Annotated in this window: 25 protein-coding genes; 13 read left to right on the forward strand and 12 right to left on the reverse strand. The window is 35.4% G+C overall.

What is annotated here, in order from left to right; genetic code table 11:
• Positions 1-29: 29 nt before the first annotated feature.
• The 6 genes from atpG to atpB form a co-directional block, all read right to left on the reverse strand.
• Positions 30-893, reverse strand: a complete 864-nt coding sequence (atpG, locus tag BUA89_RS09155) for an ATP synthase F1 subunit gamma (protein ID WP_072956124.1) — start codon at positions 891-893, stop codon at positions 30-32.
• Between the two features lie 75 nt (positions 894-968).
• A complete protein-coding gene (atpA, locus tag BUA89_RS09160) occupies positions 969-2,546 on the reverse strand; it encodes a F0F1 ATP synthase subunit alpha (protein ID WP_072956126.1) in 1,578 nt (525 codons plus the stop codon).
• A gap of 25 nt (positions 2,547-2,571) precedes the next feature.
• Complete coding sequence (gene atpH / locus BUA89_RS09165; protein WP_072956129.1) at positions 2,572-3,111, reverse strand: ATP synthase F1 subunit delta; 540 nt, start codon at positions 3,109-3,111, stop codon at positions 2,572-2,574.
• A gap of 2 nt (positions 3,112-3,113) precedes the next feature.
• Complete coding sequence (locus BUA89_RS09170; RefSeq protein ID WP_072956132.1) at positions 3,114-3,608, reverse strand: F0F1 ATP synthase subunit B; 495 nt, start codon at positions 3,606-3,608, stop codon at positions 3,114-3,116.
• Positions 3,609-3,709: 101 nt separating this feature from the next.
• Entirely contained in the window at positions 3,710-3,928 is a 219-nt protein-coding gene (locus BUA89_RS09175; RefSeq protein WP_007844726.1) for an ATP synthase F0 subunit C, read from the reverse strand.
• A gap of 42 nt (positions 3,929-3,970) precedes the next feature.
• Positions 3,971-5,098 carry a F0F1 ATP synthase subunit A gene (atpB, locus tag BUA89_RS09180; RefSeq protein WP_072956134.1) on the reverse strand — a complete coding sequence of 376 codons (1,128 nt, stop codon included), beginning with the start codon at positions 5,096-5,098 and terminating at the stop codon, positions 3,971-3,973.
• Positions 5,099-5,556: 458 nt separating this feature from the next.
• On the opposite strand from atpB, the gene ffh reads away from it, so the two are divergent.
• Positions 5,557-6,918 carry a signal recognition particle protein gene (gene ffh / locus BUA89_RS09190; protein ID WP_072956141.1) on the forward strand — a complete coding sequence of 454 codons (1,362 nt, stop codon included), beginning with the start codon at positions 5,557-5,559 and terminating at the stop codon, positions 6,916-6,918.
• Between the two features lie 82 nt (positions 6,919-7,000).
• Here ffh and BUA89_RS09195 read toward each other — a convergent pair whose 3' ends face one another.
• The 5 genes from BUA89_RS09195 to BUA89_RS09215 form a co-directional block, all read right to left on the reverse strand.
• The gene (locus tag BUA89_RS09195) at positions 7,001-7,627 is read right to left on the reverse strand and encodes an outer membrane protein (RefSeq protein ID WP_072956144.1); all 627 of its coding nucleotides are present in this window, start codon (positions 7,625-7,627) and stop codon (positions 7,001-7,003) included.
• Between the two features lie 93 nt (positions 7,628-7,720).
• The gene (locus BUA89_RS09200) at positions 7,721-8,377 is read right to left on the reverse strand and encodes an outer membrane protein (RefSeq protein WP_072956149.1); all 657 of its coding nucleotides are present in this window, start codon (positions 8,375-8,377) and stop codon (positions 7,721-7,723) included.
• Positions 8,378-8,589: 212 nt separating this feature from the next.
• Positions 8,590-9,099, reverse strand: coding sequence for a hypothetical protein (locus BUA89_RS09205; RefSeq protein WP_072956152.1), 510 nt, complete (start codon positions 9,097-9,099; stop codon positions 8,590-8,592).
• A 115-nt stretch (positions 9,100-9,214) separates the two neighbouring features.
• The gene (locus tag BUA89_RS09210; RefSeq protein ID WP_072956155.1) at positions 9,215-9,886 is read right to left on the reverse strand and encodes a porin family protein; all 672 of its coding nucleotides are present in this window, start codon (positions 9,884-9,886) and stop codon (positions 9,215-9,217) included.
• A gap of 144 nt (positions 9,887-10,030) precedes the next feature.
• Positions 10,031-10,990 carry a PhoH family protein gene (locus BUA89_RS09215; protein WP_072956158.1) on the reverse strand — a complete coding sequence of 320 codons (960 nt, stop codon included), beginning with the start codon at positions 10,988-10,990 and terminating at the stop codon, positions 10,031-10,033.
• A 135-nt stretch (positions 10,991-11,125) separates the two neighbouring features.
• On the opposite strand from BUA89_RS09215, the gene BUA89_RS09220 reads away from it, so the two are divergent.
• The 8 genes from BUA89_RS09220 (at position 11,126) to rplI (ending at position 18,573) form a co-directional block, all read left to right on the forward strand.
• Complete coding sequence (locus BUA89_RS09220; protein WP_072956162.1) at positions 11,126-11,953, forward strand: SAM hydrolase/SAM-dependent halogenase family protein; 828 nt, start codon at positions 11,126-11,128, stop codon at positions 11,951-11,953.
• Between the two features lie 63 nt (positions 11,954-12,016).
• Entirely contained in the window at positions 12,017-13,327 is a 1,311-nt protein-coding gene (locus tag BUA89_RS09225; protein ID WP_072956166.1) for a dihydrolipoamide acetyltransferase family protein, read from the forward strand.
• A 288-nt stretch (positions 13,328-13,615) separates the two neighbouring features.
• Positions 13,616-14,245 carry a hypothetical protein gene (locus BUA89_RS09230; RefSeq protein WP_072956169.1) on the forward strand — a complete coding sequence of 210 codons (630 nt, stop codon included), beginning with the start codon at positions 13,616-13,618 and terminating at the stop codon, positions 14,243-14,245.
• Between the two features lie 40 nt (positions 14,246-14,285).
• Positions 14,286-15,641: a chloride channel protein gene (locus BUA89_RS09235; protein ID WP_072957093.1), complete on the forward strand. Its 1,356-nt coding sequence runs from the start codon at positions 14,286-14,288 to the stop codon at positions 15,639-15,641.
• Between the two features lie 141 nt (positions 15,642-15,782).
• The gene (locus BUA89_RS09240; protein WP_072956172.1) at positions 15,783-17,084 is read left to right on the forward strand and encodes a GEVED domain-containing protein; all 1,302 of its coding nucleotides are present in this window, start codon (positions 15,783-15,785) and stop codon (positions 17,082-17,084) included.
• A gap of 136 nt (positions 17,085-17,220) precedes the next feature.
• Positions 17,221-17,562 (forward strand): 30S ribosomal protein S6, encoded by a 342-nt coding sequence (gene rpsF / locus BUA89_RS09245; RefSeq protein ID WP_072956175.1) that lies wholly within the window; start codon positions 17,221-17,223, stop codon positions 17,560-17,562.
• 32 nt (positions 17,563-17,594) lie between these two features.
• On the forward strand, positions 17,595-17,897 hold the full coding sequence (rpsR, locus tag BUA89_RS09250; protein ID WP_027382072.1) for a 30S ribosomal protein S18: 303 nt from the start codon (positions 17,595-17,597) through the stop codon (positions 17,895-17,897).
• Positions 17,898-18,063: 166 nt separating this feature from the next.
• Entirely contained in the window at positions 18,064-18,573 is a 510-nt protein-coding gene (gene rplI, locus BUA89_RS09255) for a 50S ribosomal protein L9 (protein ID WP_072956178.1), read from the forward strand.
• 187 nt (positions 18,574-18,760) lie between these two features.
• On the opposite strand, the gene BUA89_RS09260 is transcribed toward rplI, so the two are convergent.
• On the reverse strand, positions 18,761-19,564 hold the full coding sequence (locus BUA89_RS09260) for a helix-turn-helix domain-containing protein (protein ID WP_072957096.1): 804 nt from the start codon (positions 19,562-19,564) through the stop codon (positions 18,761-18,763).
• A gap of 143 nt (positions 19,565-19,707) precedes the next feature.
• Here BUA89_RS09260 and BUA89_RS09265 point away from each other — a divergent pair, with 143 nt between their 5' ends.
• The 4 genes from BUA89_RS09265 (at position 19,708) to BUA89_RS09280 (ending at position 25,587) form a co-directional block, all read left to right on the forward strand.
• A complete protein-coding gene (locus BUA89_RS09265) occupies positions 19,708-21,039 on the forward strand; it encodes a TolC family protein (RefSeq protein WP_394363795.1) in 1,332 nt (443 codons plus the stop codon).
• Between the two features lie 5 nt (positions 21,040-21,044).
• Positions 21,045-22,091, forward strand: coding sequence for an HlyD family secretion protein (locus tag BUA89_RS09270; RefSeq protein WP_072956183.1), 1,047 nt, complete (start codon positions 21,045-21,047; stop codon positions 22,089-22,091).
• A gap of 528 nt (positions 22,092-22,619) precedes the next feature.
• Positions 22,620-24,182, forward strand: a complete 1,563-nt coding sequence (locus tag BUA89_RS09275) for an MFS transporter (RefSeq protein WP_143152303.1) — start codon at positions 22,620-22,622, stop codon at positions 24,180-24,182.
• Complete coding sequence (locus tag BUA89_RS09280) at positions 24,172-25,587, forward strand: aldehyde dehydrogenase (protein ID WP_262487543.1); 1,416 nt, start codon at positions 24,172-24,174, stop codon at positions 25,585-25,587. The genes BUA89_RS09275 and BUA89_RS09280 overlap by 11 nt, the downstream gene beginning before the upstream one ends.
• The last annotated feature ends 28 nt before the right edge of the window (positions 25,588-25,615 follow it).

Here is a 25,615-nt window from a genome sequence, read left to right on the forward strand (position 1 = left end):
TTTTAATATTTGTTAAAAAACGTAATTCTTTAAGAATTTTTCAAAGCTTCTGCTCCTGAAACGATCTCTAGGATTTCGTTTGTAATAGCAGCCTGTCTTGCTTTGTTGTAGAAAATTACTAAGTCATTCTTCAAAGCCTGTGCGTTGTCTGTTGCCTTGTGCATTGCAGTCATTCTCGCTCCGTGTTCAGATGCAACTGAATCAAGAATGGCTTTGAAAACCTGAGTTTTAATAGATTTAGGAATCAAATTATCTAAGATTTCTTCTCTATTCGGCTCAAAAATATAATCTGTTTCTACTTGAGGTTCTGTATTTTCAGGCATTGAAATCGGAAGAAGTTGTTCCGTAGTCACTTCCTGAGTGGCAGCATTCACGAATTTATTGTAGATTAAATAAACCTCGTCAAATTTACCTTCTTTGAAGCTTGTCATTACTCCTTCTGCAACGTGAGCCACAGAATCGAAGTTTAGGTTATCAAAAACAGAACTTCCATTAGTATAAACTGTACGACTTTTTCTTACAGCGTCGAAAGCCTTTTTACCTATAGGAAGAACTTCAATCTCGTATTGAGAATTATTCTGAAACTGGATATTAAGCTCTTTTACAATGGAAGAGTTAAAAGCACCCGCCAAACCTCTGTTTGAAGTAACAGCGATGAAAAGTACTCTTTTTACCTCTCTTTTTTGAGCGTAAACAGAAATCTGATCAGGATCTGAGCTAGAATTCACATTCTGGATAAGCTCCTGTAATTTCTCAGAATAAGGTCTTAACATTACGATTGCATCCTGTGCTTTCTTTAGTTTCGCCGCGGAAACCATCTTCATAGCACGTGTAATTTGCATCGTAGATGAAATTGAACTAATTCTGCCTCGTATTTCTTTTAAGTTTGCCATTAATTGTGGTTCAAGGTTTAAGGTCTTAAGTTTAAGGTTTAAACATTAAATTTTAAACCTTAAACATTGAATTTTTTAGTTATATTTAGAAGCTAAATCATTAGCCGCCTGCTTAAGAACGCTCGTAATAGAATCATCGATTTTCCCAGCTTTGATCGCAGCCATTGTATCTGGGTGCTTAGATCTTAGGAACTCGATATATTCGTGTTGGAATTCTTTAATTTTTCTGATAGGAACGTTTCTCATTAAGTTTTCTGTTCCGGCGTATACGATCGCTACCTGACTGTCTACAGGAAGTGGTGCATTTACCGGCTGCTTAAGGATTTCTACGTTTCTTTCTCCTTTAGAAATTACTGCCAAAGTAGAAGCATCAAGGTCAGAACCGAATTTCGCGAACGCTTCTAATTCTTTGTATTGAGCCTGGTCTAATTTAAGAGTACCAGAAACTTTCTTCATTGATTTGATCTGAGCGTTACCTCCAACACGAGATACAGAAATACCTACGTTGATCGCCGGACGAACCCCTGAGTTGAATAGATCAGACTCCAAGAAGATCTGTCCGTCTGTAATAGAGATTACGTTTGTTGGAATATACGCAGAAACGTCACCCGCCTGAGTTTCGATAATTGGAAGTGCTGTTAATGAACCACCACCTTTCACGATTGGTCTCAAAGACTCAGGTAAATCGTTCATTTGGCTAGCGATTTTGTCATCAGCGATAACTTTAGCCGCTCTTTCCAACAATCTTGAGTGAAGATAGAAAACGTCTCCAGGATAAGCCTCACGTCCCGGTGGCCTTCTCAATAGTAGAGAAAGCTCACGGTAAGCTACCGCTTGTTTAGATAAATCATCATAAACGATCAAAGCCGGTCTACCAGTATCTCTGAAGAACTCACCGATAGATGCTCCCGCCATTGCAGAATATACCTGCATTGGAACCGGATCTGATGCGTTTGCTGCAACGATTACAGTGTATGCTAAAGCTCCTTTATCAGAAAGGGTTTTAACGATTTGTGCTACAGTAGAAGCTTTCTGACCGATCGCAACATATATACAATATACTGGTTTACCAGCATCGTAGAATTCTTTTTGGTTGATGATCGTATCGATCGCAACAGTAGTTTTACCTGTCTGTCTGTCACCAATGATAAGCTCTCTCTGTCCTCTTCCTACAGGAATCATCGCGTCAATTGCAACGATACCAGACTGTAAAGGTTCAGTTACCGGCTGTCTGAAGATAACTCCGGGAGCTTTTCTTTCCAATGGCATTTCGTATAAATCCCCAGTAATAGGACCTTTACCATCGATAGGATTACCAAGAGTATCCACTACTCTTCCCAACATACCTTCTCCTACTTTAATAGAAGAGATTCTGTTTGTTCTTCTTACTGTATCTCCTTCTTTTACTAATTTACTTTCACCAAGTAAAGCAACACCTACGTTGTCTTCTTCAAGGTTTAGTACAATACCTTCTACATCACTAGAAAATTTCACCAACTCTCCGTATTGTACGTTTTCTAACCCGTATACACGAGCAATACCATCACCGATGGTTAAAACTGTACCTACTTCCTCAACGTTGGATTGAGTATCGAAGTTGGCCAATTGCTGTTTTAAGATCGCAGATACTTCTGCCGGATTTATTTCTGCCATTGTATGGTTGTTTTTCTTTTTTTAATTAATTTAAGCTAAAATCTTTTTTAACCTGATTAAGTTTAGACTTCACAGAAGCATCTACTTGCTGGTCTCCCACTCTCAAAATGTATCCTCCTAAAATTTCAGGCTTTACATTCAGTTGTAAATCGAAGTTTGAGTTTGGATTAACAAGGTTGGTAGATCTTAAAATTTGATCCAGGTTTTCTTCAGAAAGCTGAGTCGCTGTTGTAAGAGTTACTCTCTGTACTCCATTGATATCTTCCACTTTATTGATGAACTCCTGAGCGATATTTTTCAATTGGCTTTCACGACCGTGCTTGATAACCAACGTGATCAAATTCTTTGAAGAACCTGATAAACCTTTGAAAATTTCGTTTGCTACTTCTACTTTCTTTTTAGAATCGATGTAAGGGGTCATGAAAAATTTGTTTAAATCCGCAGACTCTTTCATGATCTTTACTACATCTTTCATTTCAGAAAATACAGTAGCCGTTTGACCTGACTCATTCGTGAAATCAAGTAAACCTTGTGCGTATCTTTTAGCTACTTTAGATGTAAGCATTCTTAGTTAAGATTTGATTTGTTTAAATAATTCTGAACTAATTCGTTTTGAGCTTCGCTGTTATCCAACTTCTGTTTTAAGATAGATTCTGCGATGTTCACAGATAAAGCACCAATCTGAGTTTTGATGTCTGCCATTGCAGCATTTTTTTCAGCAGTAATTGTTTGTTTGGCTGCTTCGATCATTTTGTCCCCTTCTACTTTAGCAACATCTTTAGCTTCACCCACGATTTTATCTCTAATTTCTCTCGCTTCTTTAAGGATAGCATCTCTTTCGATTTTAGCCTCACGAATGATTCTTTCGTTATCTGCTTTTAGCACTTCCATCTCCTTTTTAGCCAAAATAGCTTGATTTAATGCATCCTGAATAGAAGTTTCTCTATCATTTACTGCATTTACAATTGGTTTCCAAGCGAATTTTGCAAGAAGAAATAATAGGATAACAAATGTAAGAGTCATCCAAAACAAAAGTCCAATTCCAGGTTCTATAATTCCCATATCTGTAGATTCTTTTTTAAGTGTTATTTTATGGATTGTTTTTAAAATTCTTAGCAGCAGCCAACCGCTTCACTGCTAAGAATGTTTTTTTTTGAGGATAATTACTTGATGAAAGCACCAAAGATAATCGCGATAAGACCAGCACCTTCGATAAGACCAGCAGCAATAAGCATTGCTCCTTGAATCTTACCAGCTTGCTCAGGCTGTCTAGCGATAGCGTCCATTGCATGACCTCCGATTTTTCCGATACCAAGACCTACTCCTAGTACTGCTAAACCGATACCTACGTAAATTAATCCTGCTCCAGTTGATAAATCCATAATAAATAAATTATATTAGTTAAAAATTATTTTCTTTTTTAATTAGTGAGCGTGCTCTTCATGACCATGCTCGTGCTCGTGTTCTGCAACTGCAATACCAATAAACAATGCTGATAATACAGTAAATATATATGCCTGCAATGCAGCAACTAATAATTCCAATACAGAAACAAATAATGCTAATGGTACAGATGCAAATCCTAAGAATGGAGATTTGAAAATGAAGATTAGTGAAATAATCGCCAGGATCATAATATGTCCTGCTGTAACGTTAGCGAAAAGTCGCATCATTAAAGCGAAAGGTTTTGTAAAGATTCCGATAATCTCGATTGGAACCATGATAGGATACAATAAAATTGGAACTGGCGGCATAAAGATGTGTTTCCAATAATCTTTATTAGCACTGAATAATGTAATTAATAATGTAATGATTGCTAAAACCGCAGTGATTGCAATGTTACCTGTAAGGTTTGCACCAAATGGGAAGAAAGGAATCAATCCGAATAGGTTATTAAACCAAATAAAGAAGAATGCTGTTAATAAATAAGGCATATATCTTTTATATTTTACAGATCCAATGTTTGGAATTGCTACTTCATCTCTAAGAAATACAATTACCGGCTCCAATAATTTACCAGCACCTTTTGGTAATTGAGATTTTTTATAGTTCCTTGCCATTCCTATGAAGATTACTGCCATAAAAATTACAGACAAAAACATTGAAGCTGCATTTTTAGTAATTGAAAAATCAAAGAACACTTCGTTTGATTTTTGCTTCCCACTAATTATAGCAAATAAAGTTGCTTTTTGAATCCCTTTAGTAGAAACCACCTGCCCTTCTTCTAAAGTATATCCATCATGCTCATGACCGTGAGCAATACTGCTTGATAGAAAAGTATGCACCCCTTCATTATCTTTAATAATTATCGGTAGCGGAACAGAAACGTGATGCTCTTCGCCGTTCTCATCTTTTGTAGTCCATAAATGCCATTCGTTTGAATCACCAATGTGCTCCATGATCATCTTGGTCGCATTGAAGCTCTCCCCGGCTTCTTTGTTCTCTACTTTTTCAGCTGACTTTTCACCTTCAGATTCGTGTTGTGCATTAGCGAAACCACTAATAAATACAAATAAAAATGCGAAAAATAATGAAGAAATTTTTCTGTTCATATCTCTTTTTTAATCGTGTGCAAATATATCGATTTTATTAAACTTTACCAATATTAAAAATTGATTTTTATCATCAAAAAAATTAAGATTTGTTAATGAGTTTTATTATAAATGTATATATAAGAAGTGATGCGACTATAAAGCATATCACTACAAAGAGAAAGTTTTCTTTCGTTTTATCAATAATCATTAAAGAAATTACAAGCCAAACAATATCCTTAGATATATTTACTATCAAAAACTTCATTCCGGCATCTTCTTTATCATAAATATTCCTTTTAAATATTATATATACAATAATATTGAAGATTAAAATCAATAGTACGATAATTAAACAATCCATAAAATTCATTTTGCAAAAATAGAATTATAATTTTTATACAAAAGAAATCTCCATACCTTATATATAATATATACTAAAATTCCTTATTTTTGCAAACCTATAATTTACAATACATATGTTTAATAGTTTACAGGATAAATTAGACAAAGCGCTTCATAATATCTCCGGAAGAGGAAAAATTACGGAAATCAATGTCGCGGAAACCGTAAAAGAGATTCGTAGAGCATTGGTGGATGCCGATGTTAATTATAAAGTTGCAAAAGATCTTACTAAAAGAGTTCAGGATAAAGCTTTAGGGCAGGATGTGCTTACATCGCTTACACCGGGGCAGCTGATGACAAAAATCGTTCACGACGAATTGGTAGATCTGATGGGAGGTTCTCAGGAGGGAATCAACCTTTCAGGAAAACCTTCAGTGATTCTTATTGCAGGTCTTCAGGGTTCTGGTAAAACAACTTTCTCTGGAAAATTAGCGAATTATTTAAAGACAAAAAGAAATAAAAAACCTCTTTTGGTAGCCTGTGATGTATACCGTCCGGCTGCGATCGACCAGTTGAAGGTTTTAGGCGGACAGATTGGGGTTCCTGTTTTTACGGAAGAAGGTTCTATGGATCCTTCAAGCATCTCTCAAAACGCGATTAGTTTTGCCAAATCTAATGGTCACGATGTTGTAATCGTCGATACAGCAGGTCGTTTGGCGATTGATGAGCAGATGATGAAGGAAATTAAAACTGTTCATTCTACGATTACACCAAACGAAACTTTGTTCGTTGTTGACTCAATGACAGGTCAGGATGCTGTGAATACGGCAAAAGCATTCAACGATACTTTGAATTTTGACGGGGTTGTTTTAACGAAATTAGATGGCGATACCCGTGGTGGAGCCGCGTTGACGATCCGTTCCGTGGTTGAAAAACCAATCAAATTCATTTCTACTGGCGAGAAAATGGAAGCTTTAGACCTTTTCTACCCTGAAAGAATGGCGGACAGAATCTTGGGAATGGGAGACGTTGTTTCCCTAGTAGAAAGAGCTCAGGAGCAGTTTGATGAAGAGGAAGCAAAAAAACTTCATAAGAAAATTGCTAAAAACGAATTTGGTTTTGATGATTTCTTAAAGCAAATTAATCAAATCAAAAAAATGGGTAACATGAAGGATTTGATGGGGATGATTCCAGGAGTTGGAAAGGCGATTAAAGATGTGGAAATCAGCGATGATGCCTTCAAACACATCGAAGCGATCATCTACTCTATGACACCTGAAGAAAGAAGAAGACCTTCTATTATTAATACTCAGAGAAAAAACAGAATTGCGAGAGGTGCAGGCAGAAAAATTGAGGATGTAAACCAATTGATGAAGCAATTTGACCAAATGGGGAAAATGATGAAGATGATGCAGGGTCCACAAGGAAAGCAAATGATGCAGATGATGAGCAAAATGCCAAATATGCCGGGAATGGGCGGAATGTTTGGAAAATAATTTAGCTTACATTTCATTTAAAATATAAAATCCGACTCAGTTTTGAGTCGGATTCTTTGTTTTTATCTTTAAAATAAATGGATTATTTATCAGATTTTTGAGCTTTAGCTTTGATGAAATAAGAGAAGCCTACGTTTACGCCAAAAGTGTTAACATTGTTTTTGAACTCAGTTCCTAAATAAGTTTCTTTGTTAGAAAACTGATCGAAAGATACTCCTAAGTTAATACCTAAAGACTGAGTAGCCATATAAGTTACACCTCCTTTTACTTTCCAAGCTAAACCATCAGCAGTATACTCGTCTGAACCACCTCCAGCATAAGTTTCTTTTGTCTTGTTAGATGCATAACCAATACCAGCACCTAAGAAAGGAACCAATTTGCTGCTGTTTGCAAAATAGTAAGTAGCAGTCGGCATTACAGAGAAATTAGAGATTGTAGCCTTATCACCATCTTCTTTTGTTGTAATACTTGCAAAATTCAAATCGATACCTACGGCTAATTTGTCAATTACAAAATATCCCACAGATGGGGTAACAGAAAACGAGCTCACTTTAGGTCCGTCAAAAGATTCACCATCAACTTTAGTCTTAGTGTTAATACTGTTGAATCCAAAACCTGTGTTTCCACTGATTACCCAGTCACCTTTAGTCATTTGAGCATTTGATAAACCGAAAAGTGCAACTGCACCTGCCAATAATAATTTTTTCATAGTTATTTATTTAAAATTAAAAAAATAGTTTTTATAAGTAGAAAAAGCCCTAAGTAAACTTAGGACTTTATTTTAATAGATATGCTTTGTTTATTATTTTGCAAAAACATATTTAACTCCAAAAGTTACTGAAGATAAATTTAAACCAAATGTATAGTTGTTTGTAGCATCACCATCTTTTGGTTTGTAGTTGTTATAACCGAATTCACCGATAGTAGCTTCGATAGACCAGTTTTTGTTTAAGAAATAATCTAAACCTGGCTTCACAGTTACACCAACCTGAGTGTATTTAGCTTCTGTAGAAGTTGAAGCTATACTAGTTGTAGAACCTGTAGTAGTTACAGTAGTGTTTTCAACCTCAGTTTTTCCAAACTGCATTGGCACTGCTAATTGACCGAAGATATATAATTTATCTCCTAAAGTCCAGTATTTTCTTACGAAAGGAGCAACTACGAAAGCTGGTTCCTTAACTTCGTTTGTAGTAACGATTGTTGCACCTCCAAATTGAGTTGTAGCAATGTTAGTCTCTTTTTGAGTCTGGTATCCAACTCCTACACCTACTGCTAAGTTAGTTCCTACAAAATAACCAACTGTTGGCAATACATTGAAGTTTTCTACTTTATTGTTACCGTTGTTAGTTTCTTGTTGAGAATATCCTACTGAACCAGATAAATAAGCTGTTCCTTTAGCGATTTGAGCATTTGATAAACCGAAAAGTGCAATAGCACCAGCTAATAATACTTTTTTCATTTTTTTAAAATTTTAATACTTTCTGACGACAAATTTACAGAGGCATCCGCTAAGATTAAAATTTGTTAACGTGATTAATATCATTAGAAAAAACTACCATTTTTCAGTAATAAAACGTACTAAACATACAGTTTTGACTTTTTCACAATATTTTGAATAAAAAAACTCCAATTTTACAATTGGAGTTTAATATAATTGATTTAAAGAAAATATTAATTAAGGAAGAAATTAGCACCGAAGTTAACAGCACCAAAATTAAATCTGTCTCGATAATCCCAATAAGGACCTCTATCCCTATATTTGCTACTAATATTCTGGAACCCAAGATATAGTTCAGCTTTTTTCATCTGGTAACCGACTCTTGGTGCTACATACAAACCACTGTTGATATAATCTCTGGTAGAAATAGCAGCTCCTAAATCCAATCCTACAAAAAGCGGGATTTTGTTGAATTTGTATTTACCTGATGCCGCTACCGGTACGAAACCAAAATCCTCGAAACGGTCTTTACCAAAAAAATGAGAATATCCTGTAGTAACCCCGATATCCAAGCCTTTGGTAATATTCCACATGTAAGCAGCATCAATGCCTAACGTTACGCTTGCTGCATCGGCAGCGTCCCCAAGCGGAGCGCCCACATGAGCTCCCAATCTAAAGCCTTCCTGCGCCTGCGCAAGACCACCTAAAAGTGCAAAAGCACCTAATAATAACAGTTTTTTCATTTTAATAAGTTTAATATAAGAATATGAAATTCTCTAAAGTAATGTGCCAAATTGTAACACACGAAAAAAGCGATACAAATTCTGTACCGCTTTACTTTTTTATGAGAAATAATTCTTAGTTTCCTCCGAATTTAAATCCTACGCCAACTTGGAAAAAGCTGTTAGTCATTTTTTCACCATCAGAAGTATTTTTAGCTAAATTAGATACCCCTAAGTTATATCTTGCATCAAAGAATAACCCGTTTTCTAGCATATATTCAGCACCAAGGAAAGGGGCAATATTTAAAGTATTCATTTGATCTTTAATATCCATTTCATCCTCTGAATTAAGTTCAAATCCTGGGATTACACCTCCTAACCCTAAATCAGCAGAATATTTTTGCTTAGCGGAAAGGATAACACCAAAGCTAGCACCTGCAGAAACAGATAAACCTTCTGTAATGAAATATTTAGCAGAAATAGGAACCAATAATGTATGATACGTTTGTTTTGCTTTTATATTTAAAAAGTTAGTAGGATCATCTGGATCAACTTCAGCAACATTTAGTTTTCCTCCAAGAGGAGAATACAAAACTTCCCCCTGTAACCCGAATCTGTCACTGATTTTATATTCAGCCAAACCTCCCACGTAGAAAGTATGTACAGGATCTGAAGTTTCAGAATTAGAGTTATCTTTAAGTTTTACATTTGAAAAAGAATATCCGGCTTTAGGGCCAAACCTGAATTCCTGAGCCGATACGCTCACACCCATAACAGCAACTGCTGCAAGAAGTAATATTTTCTTCATGATAAATAGTTTTTTTTAATTAATTCGGGGCAAAAATAATACTTTTTTTTAAATATCAAAATATTGGGAATTCTTATTCATATTAAAATAACAGCAGAATAGCTTTCGCTATTCTGCTGTTATAATTGTCCGATTTTGAACTATTTAATCATTTCTCTGTCTTTTTTCCTCGTCGTTATACGCCAGAATAATTTTTTTAACAACAGGGTGTCGTACAACATCTTCTTCGGTTAAGTGTACAAAACCTATTTCTTTCACGTCTTTCAGAATTCTCATGGCTTCTCTTAATCCGGATTGCTGTTTCGGAGGTAAATCAATCTGGGTAGGATCTCCTGTAATGATGAATTTGGCATTCATCCCCATTCTCGTTAAAAACATTTTCATCTGAGAGTGTGTTGTATTTTGTGCTTCATCCAAAATCACAAAAGCATCATCCAGGGTTCTTCCTCTCATAAAAGCCAAGGGAGCTACTTCGATCACTTTCTTTTCAATAAAACCTTCCAGCTTTTCATGAGGAATCATATCACGAAGAGCATCATATAAAGGCTGTAAATAAGGATCAAGCTTTTCTTTAAGATCACCCGGTAAAAATCCTAAGCTCTCTCCTGCCTCTACAGCAGGTCTTGTAAGGACAATTCTTTTAACCTGTTTGTCTTTTAAGGCTTTTGCTGCCAAGGCAACACTTGTATAGGTTTTCCCCGTTCCCGCAGGCCCGATCGCAAAAACCATATCTTTTTTCTCAGTTTCCTTAACTAATTTTTTAAGATTGGTCGTTTTAGCCTTAATAATTTTACCATTTACTCCTTTTACAATAATATCCTGATCAAAAACCAGCTGTTTTTCGTTTTCGTCTTTAATATTTAGGATATTTTCAACGTCTTTCAGGTCGATAGAATTGTTTTTACTGATAAATTTTACGATGTCATCCAGCTTCTGTTTAAAAATATCCAAAGCTTCCTGGTTCCCCATCGCAAAAATATAATGATCTCTCCCAGTGATCTTAAGTGTCGGAAAAGTAGATTTTATTAAATTGAAATATTGGTTATTAACTCCATAGAAGATTTTCGCATCGATATCTTCCAAATCATATGTTAATTCAAACATGCAGTAGTATTATTAATTTTAGATTTTAAATTTAAAGCTTTTTTTCAAACTTATATCAAATTCTTTTCCATAATTTTTCGGGCTTTCCTTTTATTTTAGATAAATTTGCATTTCTATCATTCTATTAAACAATCAATGTCAATTATTACCCTTACTTCAGATTTCGGAAATTTGGATTACAGAGTTGCCGCTGTAAAAGGCCGCATTCTTTCTCTGAATCAGAAGGTTAATATTGTTGATATTACCCACGATATTCAGGCTTTTAACCTTATACAGACTTCGTATATCGTAAGAAACGCCTACAAACATTTTCCGAAAGGAACGATTCATATTGTTGCCGTCGACAGTTTTCATCACAAATCAAGAAAAAATATCCTGTACAAAGCAGACGGACATTTCTTTTTGGCAGCTGACAACGGACTATTAAGTTTAATTTTTTTTGACATTAAGCCTGAAGCCATTTATGAAATTACTCTAAACAACAGGTTTGATGATATTGTCAACTTTACTTCAACCGATGTTTTTGTTCCTGCAGCCGTTCATTTGGCGAATGGCGGACTTCCGGAAGTGATCGGACGAAAAATAGATGCTGCCAAACAGCTTTTATTTCCAAAACCGGTTTATAACGAGTCTGAAAAAATGATTATCGGGGAAGTAACTTATATTGATAATTTCGGAAATATAATCTCAAATATCAGCAAAGATTTTTTTGAAAGTACAGGCAACGGGTACGAAAATTTCACGATAAAATTCAGAAACTTAGCGCTTTCGAAAGTGTTTTCAAGCCATACAGAAGTAGTTTCTGACTGGGAAAGAGAGACAGAATTTCACGGTCAATCTGCAGCAATCTTCAATGACAGTCAGCTTTTGGAGCTTACAATCTATAAAGGCAGCAAAAAAAACGGGGCTAAAAGTCTGTTCGGACTCAATGTCGGCGAGAATATTTATATCGAATTTTTCTAAAATTTAATATTTCATAAAAAAATCGATTTTTTTTATATATTTGTCAAAATCTAAAAATTAAAAATGGCAGAATACAAATTATTGCTTCCTTCCATGGGAGAAGGTGTTATGGAAGCGACAATTATCACTTGGTTGTTCAACGAAGGCGATACTGTAAAAGAGGATGATTCCGTAGTAGAAATTGCGACAGATAAAGTAGATTCAGACGTACCGACACCCGTTTCGGGGAAAATCGTAAAGATTTTAAAACAGAAAGACGAAGTTGCAAAAGTAGGCGAAGCCATTGCTATTTTAGAAATTGAAGGTGAAGGCGGAAACACAGCTTCAGAAGAAGTAAAAACAGAAACTCCGGCTGCTACGCCAGACGCTGAAACATTAAAAACAATCGAACAGCCGTTACAGGTGGCTGCTTCAACAGAGTTTTCGGGAGATCTTTACCTTTCTCCACTTGTAAAATCAATCGCACAACAGGAAAATATTTCTGAAACTGAACTGAAATCCATCAAAGGAAGCGGTTTGGAAGGAAGAATTACTAAAGAAGATATTTTAGCTTACGTAAAAAACAGAGGAAACCAGCCAGCTGCGCAAGTTGCTCCTGTACAGGCAGCCTCTACTCCACAGCCCGTGGCAACTTCAGCTCCGGCTTCTACAATTCCTGTGGCAGCAGGTGACGAGATCATTCCGATGGACAGAATGAGAAAGATCATTGCTGAAAACATGGTAAAAGCTAAGCAAATTGCTCCGCATGTTACTTCTTTCATCGAAACTGACGTAACTAACGTGGTAAAATGGAGAAATAAAAACAAATCTCTTTTCGAAAAACGCGAAGGTGAAAAACTGACTTTCATGCCTATTTTCGTGAAAGCGGTTGTAAAAGCAATCCAGGATTTCCCGATGATCAACGTTTCTGTAAATGGAGAAAACATTATTAAGAAGAAAAACATCAATATCGGTATGGCAACTGCTTTACCGGACGGAAATTTGATTGTTCCTGTCATTAAAAATGCAGATCAATTGTCACTTTCAGGATTGGCAAAAGCAATCAACGATCTGGCGTACAGAGCAAGAAATAAAAAATTAAGACCTGAAGACACGCAAGGCGCCACGTATACGATCTCTAATGTAGGAAGCTTCGGAAACCTTATGGGAACTCCTATTATTCCTCAACCTCAGGTTGCTATTTTGGCCATCGGAGCAATCGTTAAAAAACCAGCAGTTCTTGAAACAGCTGATGGTGATGTAATTGCAATCAGAAATTTAATGTTCATGTCTCATTCTTATGATCACAGAGTGGTAGACGGTTCTCTTGGCGGAATGATGTTGAAGCACGTTCACGATTACCTTGAAAACTGGGATCTGAATACGGAAATTTAATTATAAATAATGAATGATGATGATGAGTTATAAATGATATTTTATCGCTTATCAAAATGTCTTTACCATACAAAACCTTCGATTTTTTTCGGAGGTTTTTATTTTTTAAAATTAAATTCATCTAAATTTCAAAAGATTAAATCTTGTTTTGTTCAGATTTAAAATATACAAACAAAACAAGATTTATTTATCAAATTAGCAATCAAATAGAATTTATTTTACATTTGAACATTTTCTTGTAATTTAAGTTTATTAATATTAAATTTAAGATAAATAAATTTTAGTAAAATGGATCTTCATATCAGAAAATTAAATTCCAACAAGCTTTTTGATTTTTCAAAAGAAGAAGAAAAATTAATTTTTGAAGTTTTTGACGAACTTTTCAAGCTTTACGATATTTCTGTGGTTGACATTAAGGGTTCGCTTTACGATAAATTTAGTTCTGATATTGGAAATCCTTTTTCGTTGTTTGTACCGAAGATCTGCTATTTTGTAACAGATAAACACAAAAGAAATTCTTTTAATTTATTTATCGTCAGAAAGATTGAAAAAACAATTAAAGGCGGCCGTCTACCAGCTCAGCTTGAAACTTTACAGATTTGGGGATTAAAAGATTTAAATGAAGATTTCGGATATATTTCTATCAATAAAAAGAGTTTTATGGATAAACTTGCAGGAATTTTCAGCAGTTTTAATATCAATTTCAACGATCGTGATTTTAAAGATTTTTATGTTGTTGGAAATGATAAATTTAAAACCATGGCATTTTTAGCAACAAAGAGAAAAGAAATTATAAAATCTTTTCCTGATGAAGATTTTAAATTGGAAATTAAAAACAATATTTTAAGTTTCGGATTACCAAAAGAACTCTCCGTCGAGAATGCTTTGATTGTTTCTAAATTTTTATATGAAATCTAAATTCTACAAAAAACTTATTTTTACACCTCAAAATCAACAAATGCTGAAAATTTTCATCCTAATCCGAAGAAGCCTCAAAAAGTCCTTCGACAATATCCGCAACGAGCAACTGAAGCACAACTTACTTCAGGCTATTCCTTTCTGGATAGGCTCTGTGATTACAGGATTTTTGGCAGTGATGTATGCTAAAATTTTTGCTTGGGGCGAGAACCTTCTTCATTACATTCTGGATTGGCATTTGTGGATGATCTTCATTATTGCTCCGATTGGTTTTGTGCTTTCGTGGTGGCTGGTGAAAGAATTTGCACCCAACGCCAAAGGAAGCGGGATTCCACAGGTAATGGCTGCTGTTGAACTGGCAAATCCTAAGGAACACAGAAAGATCATAAGCTTATTAAGTTTAAAGATCATTGTATTTAAAATTATTTCTTCGGTTATTTTGGTTATCGGCGGTGGCGCAGTGGGCCGTGAAGGCCCGACTATTCAGATTGCAGGTTCTGTTTTCAGAAAAGTAAACGAATATCTTCCCGAGTGGTGGCCGAAAATATCAAAGAAAAATATGATTATGACAGGCGCAGCTGCAGGACTTGCAGCCGCTTTTAATACTCCTCTCGGCGGAATTGTATTTGCCGTGGAAGAACTTTCAAAAACACATATCAATTATTTCAAAACAGCATTATTTACAGCGGTTATCATTGCAGGATTAACGGCTCAGACTTTGGCCGGTTCTTATTTATATTTAGGATATCCAAAAACGAATGATGTTTCATTAATGGTGATGTTTCCGATTATTCTTGTGGGAGGAATTGCAGGGATTTTAGCAAGTCAGCTTTCGGTAACCATGCTGAAAATAAATGATTGGAAAAAGAAAAGATTAAAGACCAACCGTGCTAATGTAGTTTTTTTAGTGATCTGTGCATTAATCATTGCATCCATCGCTTTTTTTATTAACAGAGAAATTTTAGGTTCCGGAAAAGAAATTATGGAACGCGTCCTTTTCACCCCGAAAAAACATGAAGATTGGTATGTTCCTATTTTAAGGATGCTGGGACCTGCCCTATCCTTTACCTCTGGGGGTGCGGGAGGAATCTTTGCCCCAGCTTTAACGGCCGGAGCAAGTATAGGATCTGTGATTTCCGGATTTATTCATTTAACTCCTAATGAAACCAATGTGGTTGTTTTGGCAGGGATGGTGGCGTTTTTAACTGGAATTACAAGAGCTCCTTTTACATCGGCTATTATTGTACTCGAAATGACCGACAGACATTCTCTTATTTTTCATTTAATGTTAGCAGGAATGATCTCTTCTATCGCTTCAATTTTGGTGAGCAGACATTCTTTATATGATTTAATTAAGGTAAATTTTCTTACAGAAATAAGAAATAAAGATAATTAACACTTTATGATTCCTAAATTTTCATTGATTTCTAAAATTATGTTAAAAAATCTTTAACATTAACCCTAATTAAATATAAATTATTGACATATTGATAGTTACGTATTTTTATTATCTTTGGTTTATCCAAAATTAATAATTATGCGAAAAAAATTACTTCAAACAGTACTCATCGCTTTGCCATTCTTTGGCTTCGGACAGGTGATCATCAGTGAGGATTTCAACGGTACAGCAATACCTTCCACATGGACTGTACAACAATTAAACGCCAATGAAACATGGGGCATCTATACTAATACATCGGGCAGTGTTGCCTCCGTTGATTATGACGAGAGTCTCGGACAACAAAACGAATGGCTGATTTCGCCCTCTTTTGCTTTGGGGAATGCTAATTACTACTATCTCAAGTTTAAAGCAGGTTTAAGCTACTATTGGGCTGTAGATCCCAATGACAATTACGATGTCTTTGCAAAGATCTCTACCGACAACGGTGCTACGTGGACTCAGATCTGGTCTGAAACCAATCTAGGAACATTTTCTAATTATGTAATGAATTCTGTGATGATAGACCTTAATTCCTACAAAAACAATCCGAATGTAAAAATTGCATTTCAGTATGTAGGTTCGGACGGTGCGGCGTTTTACATTGATGACTTTTCGGTTGAGGCATCCACTACCGTTCAGCTCAATTACTGCGGTCCTTTAGCATTTGTAGACAGCTTCTTTGGAGCTGATGGCGACGAACCCATTACCCTGGTAAATTTTGCAGGCATTAATAATACTTCAGACTCTGATTTAAATGTTGGAAACAGCCATGAATTCTTCCTGTCTCAATCTGCAAATGTAACGCCGGGACAATCTTATGATATTACTTTAAAAGGAAATACCGGAGGAAATTACGAAAACAGTTTTGCTGTATTTATCGACTGGAATCAAAACGGAATCCTGAACGATCCGGGGGAAGTTTATCCTGTAACACAAACCATTACTGCATCAACAGGGGAAGATGCCATACAGGCAGTACATTCTATTGCGGTTCCTGCAACTGCGCTTACGGGCTCTACAAGAATGCGTGTCAAAAAGATCTATGGAACTCTTGATGACAACCCGGATCTAATTGATCCTTGTGCAGGTTCCGATTACGGGCAGGCCGAAGATTATAATGTAACTGTTGCCTTATCACCTTTGGCTGTTAATGAAACTGATAAGAAGGATGCTTCATTCAAAGTATATCCCAACCCAACAAGTGATATTTTAAATTTTGATTCTAAAACAAAAGTAAAATCTGTATATGTTGTGGATTTATCAGGCAGAAATGTCATCAGCTCGGAGGTTAATCAGAATAAATTCAATATCGATTTATCGAAATTACCTGCCGGTACCTATATTGTAACAGCACAAACAGAAAGTGGCTTACAATCCACGAAAGTGATTAAAAAATAATAATTAGCTTACAACAATTTTATGAGGCCTGCTTTGCAGGTCTTTTTTATTTTAATAATTTTCCAGATTTATTGCATAATAGAAATAATATTCCTACTTTTGCACCTCGAAATAATTAACAAATTCATTTAACATTATGAACAATTACGAAACTGTTTTCATTTTAACTCCCGTTCTATCTGAGGCTCAGGTGGAGGAAGCAGTGAACAAGTATGTAGATCTTATCAAAGAAAAGAACTGCGAAATCGTTGCTAAAGAAAACTGGGGATTAAAAAAATTAGCTTACCCAATCCAATTGAAAAAGAATGGATTCTACACTTTAATCGAATTTAAAGGTGAAGGTTCTGTAGTTGCTGATTTAGAATTAGCATTCAAGCGTGACGAGAGAGTAATCCGTTACCTTACTACAAAACTAGATAAGCACGCTGTAGAGTATGCTATCACTAGAAGAACTAAAGTAAAAGCAGCTAAAGCTTAATTATTAACCCAATTTTTAAAAAAAGACAAGACATGGCAATAGATGATATGGCTAAACAAGCCTCAGCTGGAGGAGAATCTGAAGTAAAATTCCTTACTCCACTTGATATCAATACAAAATCTGAAAAGAAATATTGTAGATTCAAAAAATTCGGAATTAAGCACGTTGATTACAAAGATGCTGACTTCCTTTTACAGTTCGTAAACGAGCAAGGTAAAATTTTACCAAGAAGATACACTGGAACTTCTTTGAAATACCAAAGAAAAGTTTCTGCTGCTATCAAAAGAGCTAGACACTTAGCTTTGATGCCTTACGTAGCTGACTTATTGAAATAAAAAATTGCAATTAGCCATTAGCTTTTAGCTTTTGGCTTTTTGTTGCTGAATACATAATTAATTCTAACTTGATTTAGATTTCAGATAATAGATTTCAGATAACAGACAAAGTCTTATTTCTAACTTCTAACATCTAATTTCTAACATCTAAAAAAGGACAACAACAATGAACATTATTCTTAAAAAAGACGTAGAAAATTTAGGTCTTGAATTCGACACAGTAAGCGTAAAGCCTGGTTATGCAAGAAACTTCTTGATTCCTCAAGGATTTGCACTTTTAGCTACTCCTAAAAACATCGCAGCTCTTGAAGCTACTTTGGAAGCTAGAAAAGAAGAAGAAGCTAAATTAATCGCTGCTGCAACTGCTGTAGTTGATCAATTGAAGAAAACTTCTATCACTATCCCTGCAAAAGTTGGTGCTGGTGACAAATTATTCGGTTCTATCAACAATGCTGATTTAGCTGAAGCTCTAGGAAAAGCGGGTGTATCTGTAGATAAAAAATACATCAAAATCCCTGGAAACACAATCAAAAGAACAGGAAAATTCACTGCTCTTGTTAGACTTCACAGAAACGTTGAGTACAACTACGAATTCGATATCGTATCTGATGCTCCTGTTGAAGCTCCAAAAGCAGCTCCTGCTAAGAAAGAAGAAGCTCCTTCTGAAGAAGCTTAATCTTATTAACAAGACGAGATTTTCTCAACATATAAAACCACTTCGATTGAAGTGGTTTTTTTAATGCCATTGCGAACAGACTAAAGGTCTGCAAACCTAATTCTAAAGGGAAGAAGCAATTTTTAATAGACTAATTTCAAAAACTCTAAAACCCTTCCACACTCCAACACAAAAGATACTCTCCCACCTAAACATCCCCCTTCAACCTCTGCAGATACTCCGTCGGTGGAATTCCAATCACTTTTTTAAAGATATTGCTGAAAGATGAGAGACTGTTATACCCTACCATCATAGAAATTTCGTACATATTATACTTTCCTTCCAACATTAATTCTAATGATCGCGTAATTCTCAATGCACGCAGAAAACGGACGTAATTCATACCCAAAATTTCTTTAAATTTTCTCGATAAGGTTCTGGTGCTCATTCCGAATTCTTTTGCAGTGGATTCGATGGTTAAAGGCTTTTCGAGATTGGCGTGAATATATTTGGCCACTTTCAGTAAAGTTTCATCTTTCGGAAAAGGATGTTGAACAGGAAAAGCTAGCTTTTTATCCCTCTTTTCAGGTAAAATTCCTTTTAAAGCTTTAAGGAAATAATATTTTGTTTCATCATTTTTTGTGATTTTCCCATCCCAGTCTTTTGTATATAAAATCATCTCCCGAAGCAGGTGACTGACAGAATAAATATTAATTTCATCAAAAAAGCCACTTTCATTTTCTTCTTTTTTAAAATAAAAATTGTACAAATCTACTTTCGGACTGGTAGAAAAAATATAATGAGGAGTTCCCGCAGGAATCCACATAAAACACCTTGCCGGTAAATACCAATGTTTCAGATCCGTAAAAATATGCACAATGCCTCCTTCTGCATACACCAATTGCGCAGAACTGTGATGATGGATCTCTGTTTTTACATCTCCCGTAAGAACGTGATACACGTAAAAAGCTGCATCTTCTTCTTCAACGGCTCCAAAATGACGATCATTCATAGAATAAAGGTAAAAATAAAATTTCAATTTGGCGTAAATGGACAAATCTTTTTCTGTTTTCACAAATACTGTCCGAAGTTACTCATCGTAAATTTGCAGTATCAAAATCATTTTAGCAAAAAACCTTTAATTAAATTATGAATATGATATTTAACGCATGCAAATATCAGTGTATTGCGTTGTGCTTATTATTGATAAGCTTTAATTTTCAATCACAAGTGATAGATTTTAAGCATCTCAGCTTGCAACAGGCGGTTGAGATCGGCTTAAAAAACAACAAAAATATTCAGATAAGTCATTTGAAAAATGAAATGTCTGAAACGAAAGAGAAAGATCTTAAAATGGAAAAACTTCCGGACATCGAATTTCATACGAGCTACAATCAGGTGACCAATCTTTTTCAGCACGAAAATGGCGTATTCGGAAAAGCAACAAAATATGACATCATCAATGGAATGTATGACTTTACTCTTTCCGCATCAATTCCCGTTTACATGGGTGGAAAAATAAAAAACACGGAGAAAAAAGCTGCCATTGATACTGAGATTTCTTCATTAAAGACCCATTTGGATGAAAGACAGCTGAAAATGGAAATTATTACCGCTTTTCTTCAAATCCATCATTTAAAAGAACAGCAAAGTCTGATTAATGATAAAATGAAAGAAGATTCCGTGAACATCAAACAGGTAAAAGCTTTAAAAGCAAACGGCGTTGTTACGGTAAATGAAGTGTTGAGAACTTCTTTGCAGCTTTCCAATCATAAAATGAGCTGGACGGAACTTGATAACGATATTCAGATTGCCGAACATAAACTGAAAACCATTCTTTCCCTTCCCGAAAATAAGGAAATGCATGTGGATACAGAAGATCTCATCTCTGAAAATGCAGAAATACCTTATGTAGACGAATTAACGGAAACGGCCTTGCATAAAAACGAATCTGTTGCAATGGCCAATAAAAATCTTTCGCTTAAAGAATTAGATCAAAAAATTACAAAAGCGAATTATTTACCGAAAATTACAGCAGGCGGAGAATATTTTTTAAAATATCCGAATATGATGTTCTTCCCTCCCGAGCCTTATGCTTATCGCCTGGGAATGATTGGCGTCAATCTTACCTATCCTATCGAAAGTCTGTATAAAAACAAATACAAAATGCAGGAATCGAAGGAAAATATCAACCTTGCCAAACTGCAGATCGAAGAAAATGAGGAAAATATAAGACACAATGTTTATGAAGCCTACAAAAAGTTTGAAGAGACCGACCAAAAGGTAAAAATCTCAGAGGAAGCGATTAATCAGGCTAAAGAAAATTATCGAATTGTAAGAACGAAATACGCCAACAAATTAAGCTTAATCACCGAACTGATCGATGCTGACAATGCTTATCTGGAAGCTCAGTCCAATCTTATTTCCGTAAAAATTAACAGACAACTTAAATATTATCAACTCCAATATACGATTGGAAACTTATAAAAACTATGGCACAAAAGCAATTAACACGAAAAGAAAAAAGAATCAACAAAACGATTACTCTATTGGCGTGGATCCTTATTATTAGTGGGATTACAGGTATGGTGAGCTTTTATCTTTTTTCGAGAAAAAATGTGACGACCAACGATGCGCAGATCGAACAATATATCACACCTGTTTCAAGCAAGGTTTCGGGATTCATCAAAACAATTAAGTTTAATGAAAACCAATTTGTACACAAAGGCGATACATTAATTGTAATAGACAACCGCGAATTTGTGAATCAGGTAAAAATGGCCGAAGCAAATCTTCATGCCAATTCAGAAAATATAAGCACTATTGAAAGCGGTGTGAATACAAAAGCAAGCGATACAAAAATCATTGATGCTAAAATTGCTTCAGCAAAAATTGACATCTGGAGAAATGAACAGGATTTTAAAAGATATAAAAATTTAGTTTCAGAAGATGCTGCCACTGAACAACAGTTTGAAAATGTAAAAGCTTCTTACGAACAGGCAAAAGCGAATCTTTTAGCTTTAGAACAGCAAAAAAATGCAGTGAGAGCAAGCGTAAACGAACAGGAAACAAAAGTTGCCCCTGTAAAAAGTCAGATTCAACAAAGTTCGGCAAGTCTGAATAATGCAAAACTCTTCCTTTCTTATACGGTAGTGACTGCACCTTACGATGGTTGGGTTGGTAAGAAAACGATTCAGGAAGGACAATTGATCAAAGAAGGTCAGGCCTTGGTTCAGATCGTGAGCAAAGAAAAATGGATCATTGCCAATTACAAAGAAACGCAATTGGGACAGATCGATCAGAATAAAGAAGTCATTATCACGGCAGATGCTTATCCAGATGTAGAATTTAAAGGAAAAATAGTTTCCGTTTCTCCGGCTTCAGGCTCACAATTCTCTTTAGTAAAACCGGATAATGCAACAGGAAATTTCGTAAAAATCGAACAAAGATTTCCGGTGAAGATTATTCTGGATCAAAATCAAAACAACGAAAAATTACTTTCCGGAATGAATGTTCTGGTGAGCGCGAAGAAAATATAGAGTTTGAGAGTGAGAGGGTTTGAGAATTTTAGAGTTTTGTATGGAAATGTTTAGTGTATAGATCAAAATTTTAAAATCCTCTTCTCAAATTTTAAATTAACCAATTAAATTATTTTTTAAGCGAAAAGGCAGAATGCAATTTACCATCTTACCTTTACTTTTACATGTTGTTCTTTTGTCTTTTCGCATTTTTCATTAATAACAACTTTGTTTAAATTTTCTAAAGTTTATTTCCAGCAAGTCTGTCATTCCGCAGAATCTAAGCATAGTATTAGAATTCTATTGGAAAGATTAGAGCCTGAATTTCTACGGAATGAGAAGCTCTGTGTAATTATAAAATATTCAAAGGAACGGCTGCAACCCTAGCCCCGATTGCAACGGCATCCTCTTGTGTTGCGGCTGGAGCAAAGCGGAAGCCGTAACACAAAAGATAGAGTGGAAAGCGGGAAAAAGCTTCTAAAAAAATTAAACAGATTTAATATAAAACACATTTGGCAATCATTACTGATTCGCCTTTTAAAGAAAATCATGCAACACAATACAGTTTATCATCAATGGGTACCACAATGGCTGAAACTGCCGCTTCTTATTCTGGCGCTGTTTCCCCACCTGATGTTGTTGTCGCTTTTGCATTCCAATAGCGCCTTCACATCTTCTTTTATGGACGTCGATTCAGACGGCATCCAATACTTAATGATTTTGATGTACGGGACATTTGTGGTTACCCTTTTAGTTATACAGCGGTTTATGGCGTATTTCAGCGTAAAATATTACACCTTGCTGATGTCTTCCGTTTCCATTCTTATCCTTTACGGGCTTTCAATTACGAGTGACTACCATGTTATTTTAGTTATCCGCTTTCTGGAAGGAATCTTTGGAGTGATGGAAGGTGCCATTTTCCTGCCGCTGATTGTCGCTGAGCTCAAAACGAAACACGCCAAAGAAATCGCCTACACTTTTATGTACACCATTATCCTCACAGGTGGAACTTTGACGACCTCTCTAATGAAATCCAGCATTGAAGATTACGATTTTAAACACATGATCCTTATGATGGTTTATTTCCATGTTTTTGTTTTAATTATTGCTTTTGCGATCTTTAATAAAAACAGATTTTTCCCTAAAAAACCATTGTATCAACTGGATATTACAAGCTGGTTTTTGCTTTGGGTATGTCTTCAGGCAGGCGGTTATGCTTTAATTTACGGAAAACGATTAATGTGGTTTGAATCGGATATTATCATTTTATGTTTTCTGATTTTCTTACTATTTGGAGGATTGTTTATGTTAAAACAGAGAAATCAGCCGCGTCCTTTTTTTCATTTTGAAGTATTTGGTTCAAAAAATTTGATTGCCGGAGTGATTCTTTTCTTCATTTTTTATATCCTGAGAGCTTCCATAAACAATGTGTACAGCATTATGGCAACCGTCTGGAAATGGCCTTGGGATTATATCGTAGAAATTCAGTACTGGAATGTTGCCGGAAGTCTTTTGGGCGTTTTTTTATCAGCTTTATGCATCACAAAGGGAGCATCTTCAAAATTAATTTTCTTTACAGGATTTCTGATCTTGGCGATTGACTGTGCTTGGTTTACCTACACTTTTTACCCTGACACAACACTTCAAACGATTTGTCCGCCATTATTTTTACAAGGTGTCGGACAAGGATTGCTTTTCACGCCGTTGGTTTTCTTTTTAATTTCCGGAATGCCCGAAAAATATGTTGCCAACGCATCTGCAGTCGGAACAGCAACCAGGTTCTGGACAACCGCTATCGGATATGCTTTAATGCAGAATTTAATGTTATTTTTAACGTTGAAACACTCAGATACATTAAGTTCAAACTTTATCGATACCAATCCTGTTTTCTATTCACAATGGAATCAGATTTTTGGAGCTCATATTTCTAAATTTCCGATCAATGAATCAATATCAATGACGGCAGGAGCTTTCAAAGCCAAAATCAATGCACAGGCTATTTTGCTATCCAATATGGAAATCTTTACAGGGTTATTCTGGTTGGCTTTAATTACGGCATTGGTTATTTTACTGTATCATCCCGTAAAAATTGCGGTGAGAAATATTATGTAGCTTTTTAGGCAAAAAATTTGCAATAATTCCTGAAATTCGCTTTATGGAAATTCAGGAAATTGTATATAAACAGAAAGATTTTTTCAAAACACAACAAACGAAGAATATCAGGTTCAGAAAAATGTATCTTGAAAAACTTCGGGATGTGATTTTAGAGAACGAACATCTTTTGTATGAAGCCATTTACCAAGATTTTGGAAAGTCTAAATTTGATACCTTCACCACTGAAATCTCCTTTGTTTTAAATGATATTGAATATTATCTGAAAAATTTAAAATCACTTTCAAAACCCAAGAGAGTCAGAACTAACCTGGTGAATCAATTCGGGAAAAGCAGGATTTATTCTGAACCTTTGGGTAATGTTTTGGTCATCGGAGCCTGGAATTATCCTTATCAGTTATCCCTTTCTCCTATTGTTGCCGCATTGGCTGCCGGAAACTGTTGTATTTTAAAACCGAGTGAAATTGCAGAAAATACAATGAAAGTCATGGCAAAAATCATCAATGAAAATTTTCCACCCGAATATGTATACGCTTATGAAGGCGGTATTGAGGAAACTACAGAATTGTTAAAACTCAAATTTGACAAAATATTTTTCACCGGAAGTACAAAAGTCGGGAAAATAGTTTACGAAGCCGCCGCAAAAAATCTGACGCCTGTTACCCTGGAGTTAGGTGGGAAATCTCCCGCTATAATTACAAAAGAAGCGAATCTTGAAGTAGCTGCCAAAAGAATTATCTGGGGAAAGTTTTTGAATGCCGGACAAACCTGTGTTGCTCCCGATTATTTATTGATTGAAGAATCTGTTCAGGAGCAGTTTTTAGAAATGCTTAGAAAATATATTCAGGAATTTAAATATGAATCGGGTTCGGAACATTATACAAAAATCATCAATCAAAAGAATTTTGAAAGGCTTATTACACTGATTGATAAAGACAAAATTTACTTCGGGGGAAATTTCAACAGAGAAAAATTATTCATCGAACCTACGATTTTAACGAATATCCATTGGAATGATGAAGTTATGCAGGAAGAAATTTTCGGACCAATATTACCTGTTATTTCTTTTACCAATCTTAATGTTATTTTAAATGAAATTTTAGAATTGGAAAAACCTTTGGCCGCTTATTTATTTACGGACAATTCAGAAGAAAAGGAGAATTTCTTGCAAAAACTTTCTTTTGGTGGAGGATGTATCAATGATGTGATGATGCATTTAGGGAACGAAAATCTTCCGTTTGGTGGTGTTGGAAACTCAGGAATTGGTAATTATCACGGTAAATTTGGTTTTGAAACCTTTTCAAACCAAAAAGCTATTCTTGAAAGAGCAACATGGGGCGAGCCGAACATTAAATATCCACCATATTCTGAGAAAAAACTAAGCTGGATCAAAAGATTTCTATAAATAAAAAACCGAGAAATTTTCCCGGTTT

The organism is Chryseobacterium arachidis, assembly GCF_900129245.1.
GTDB lineage: Bacteria > Bacteroidota > Bacteroidia > Flavobacteriales > Weeksellaceae > Chryseobacterium > Chryseobacterium arachidis.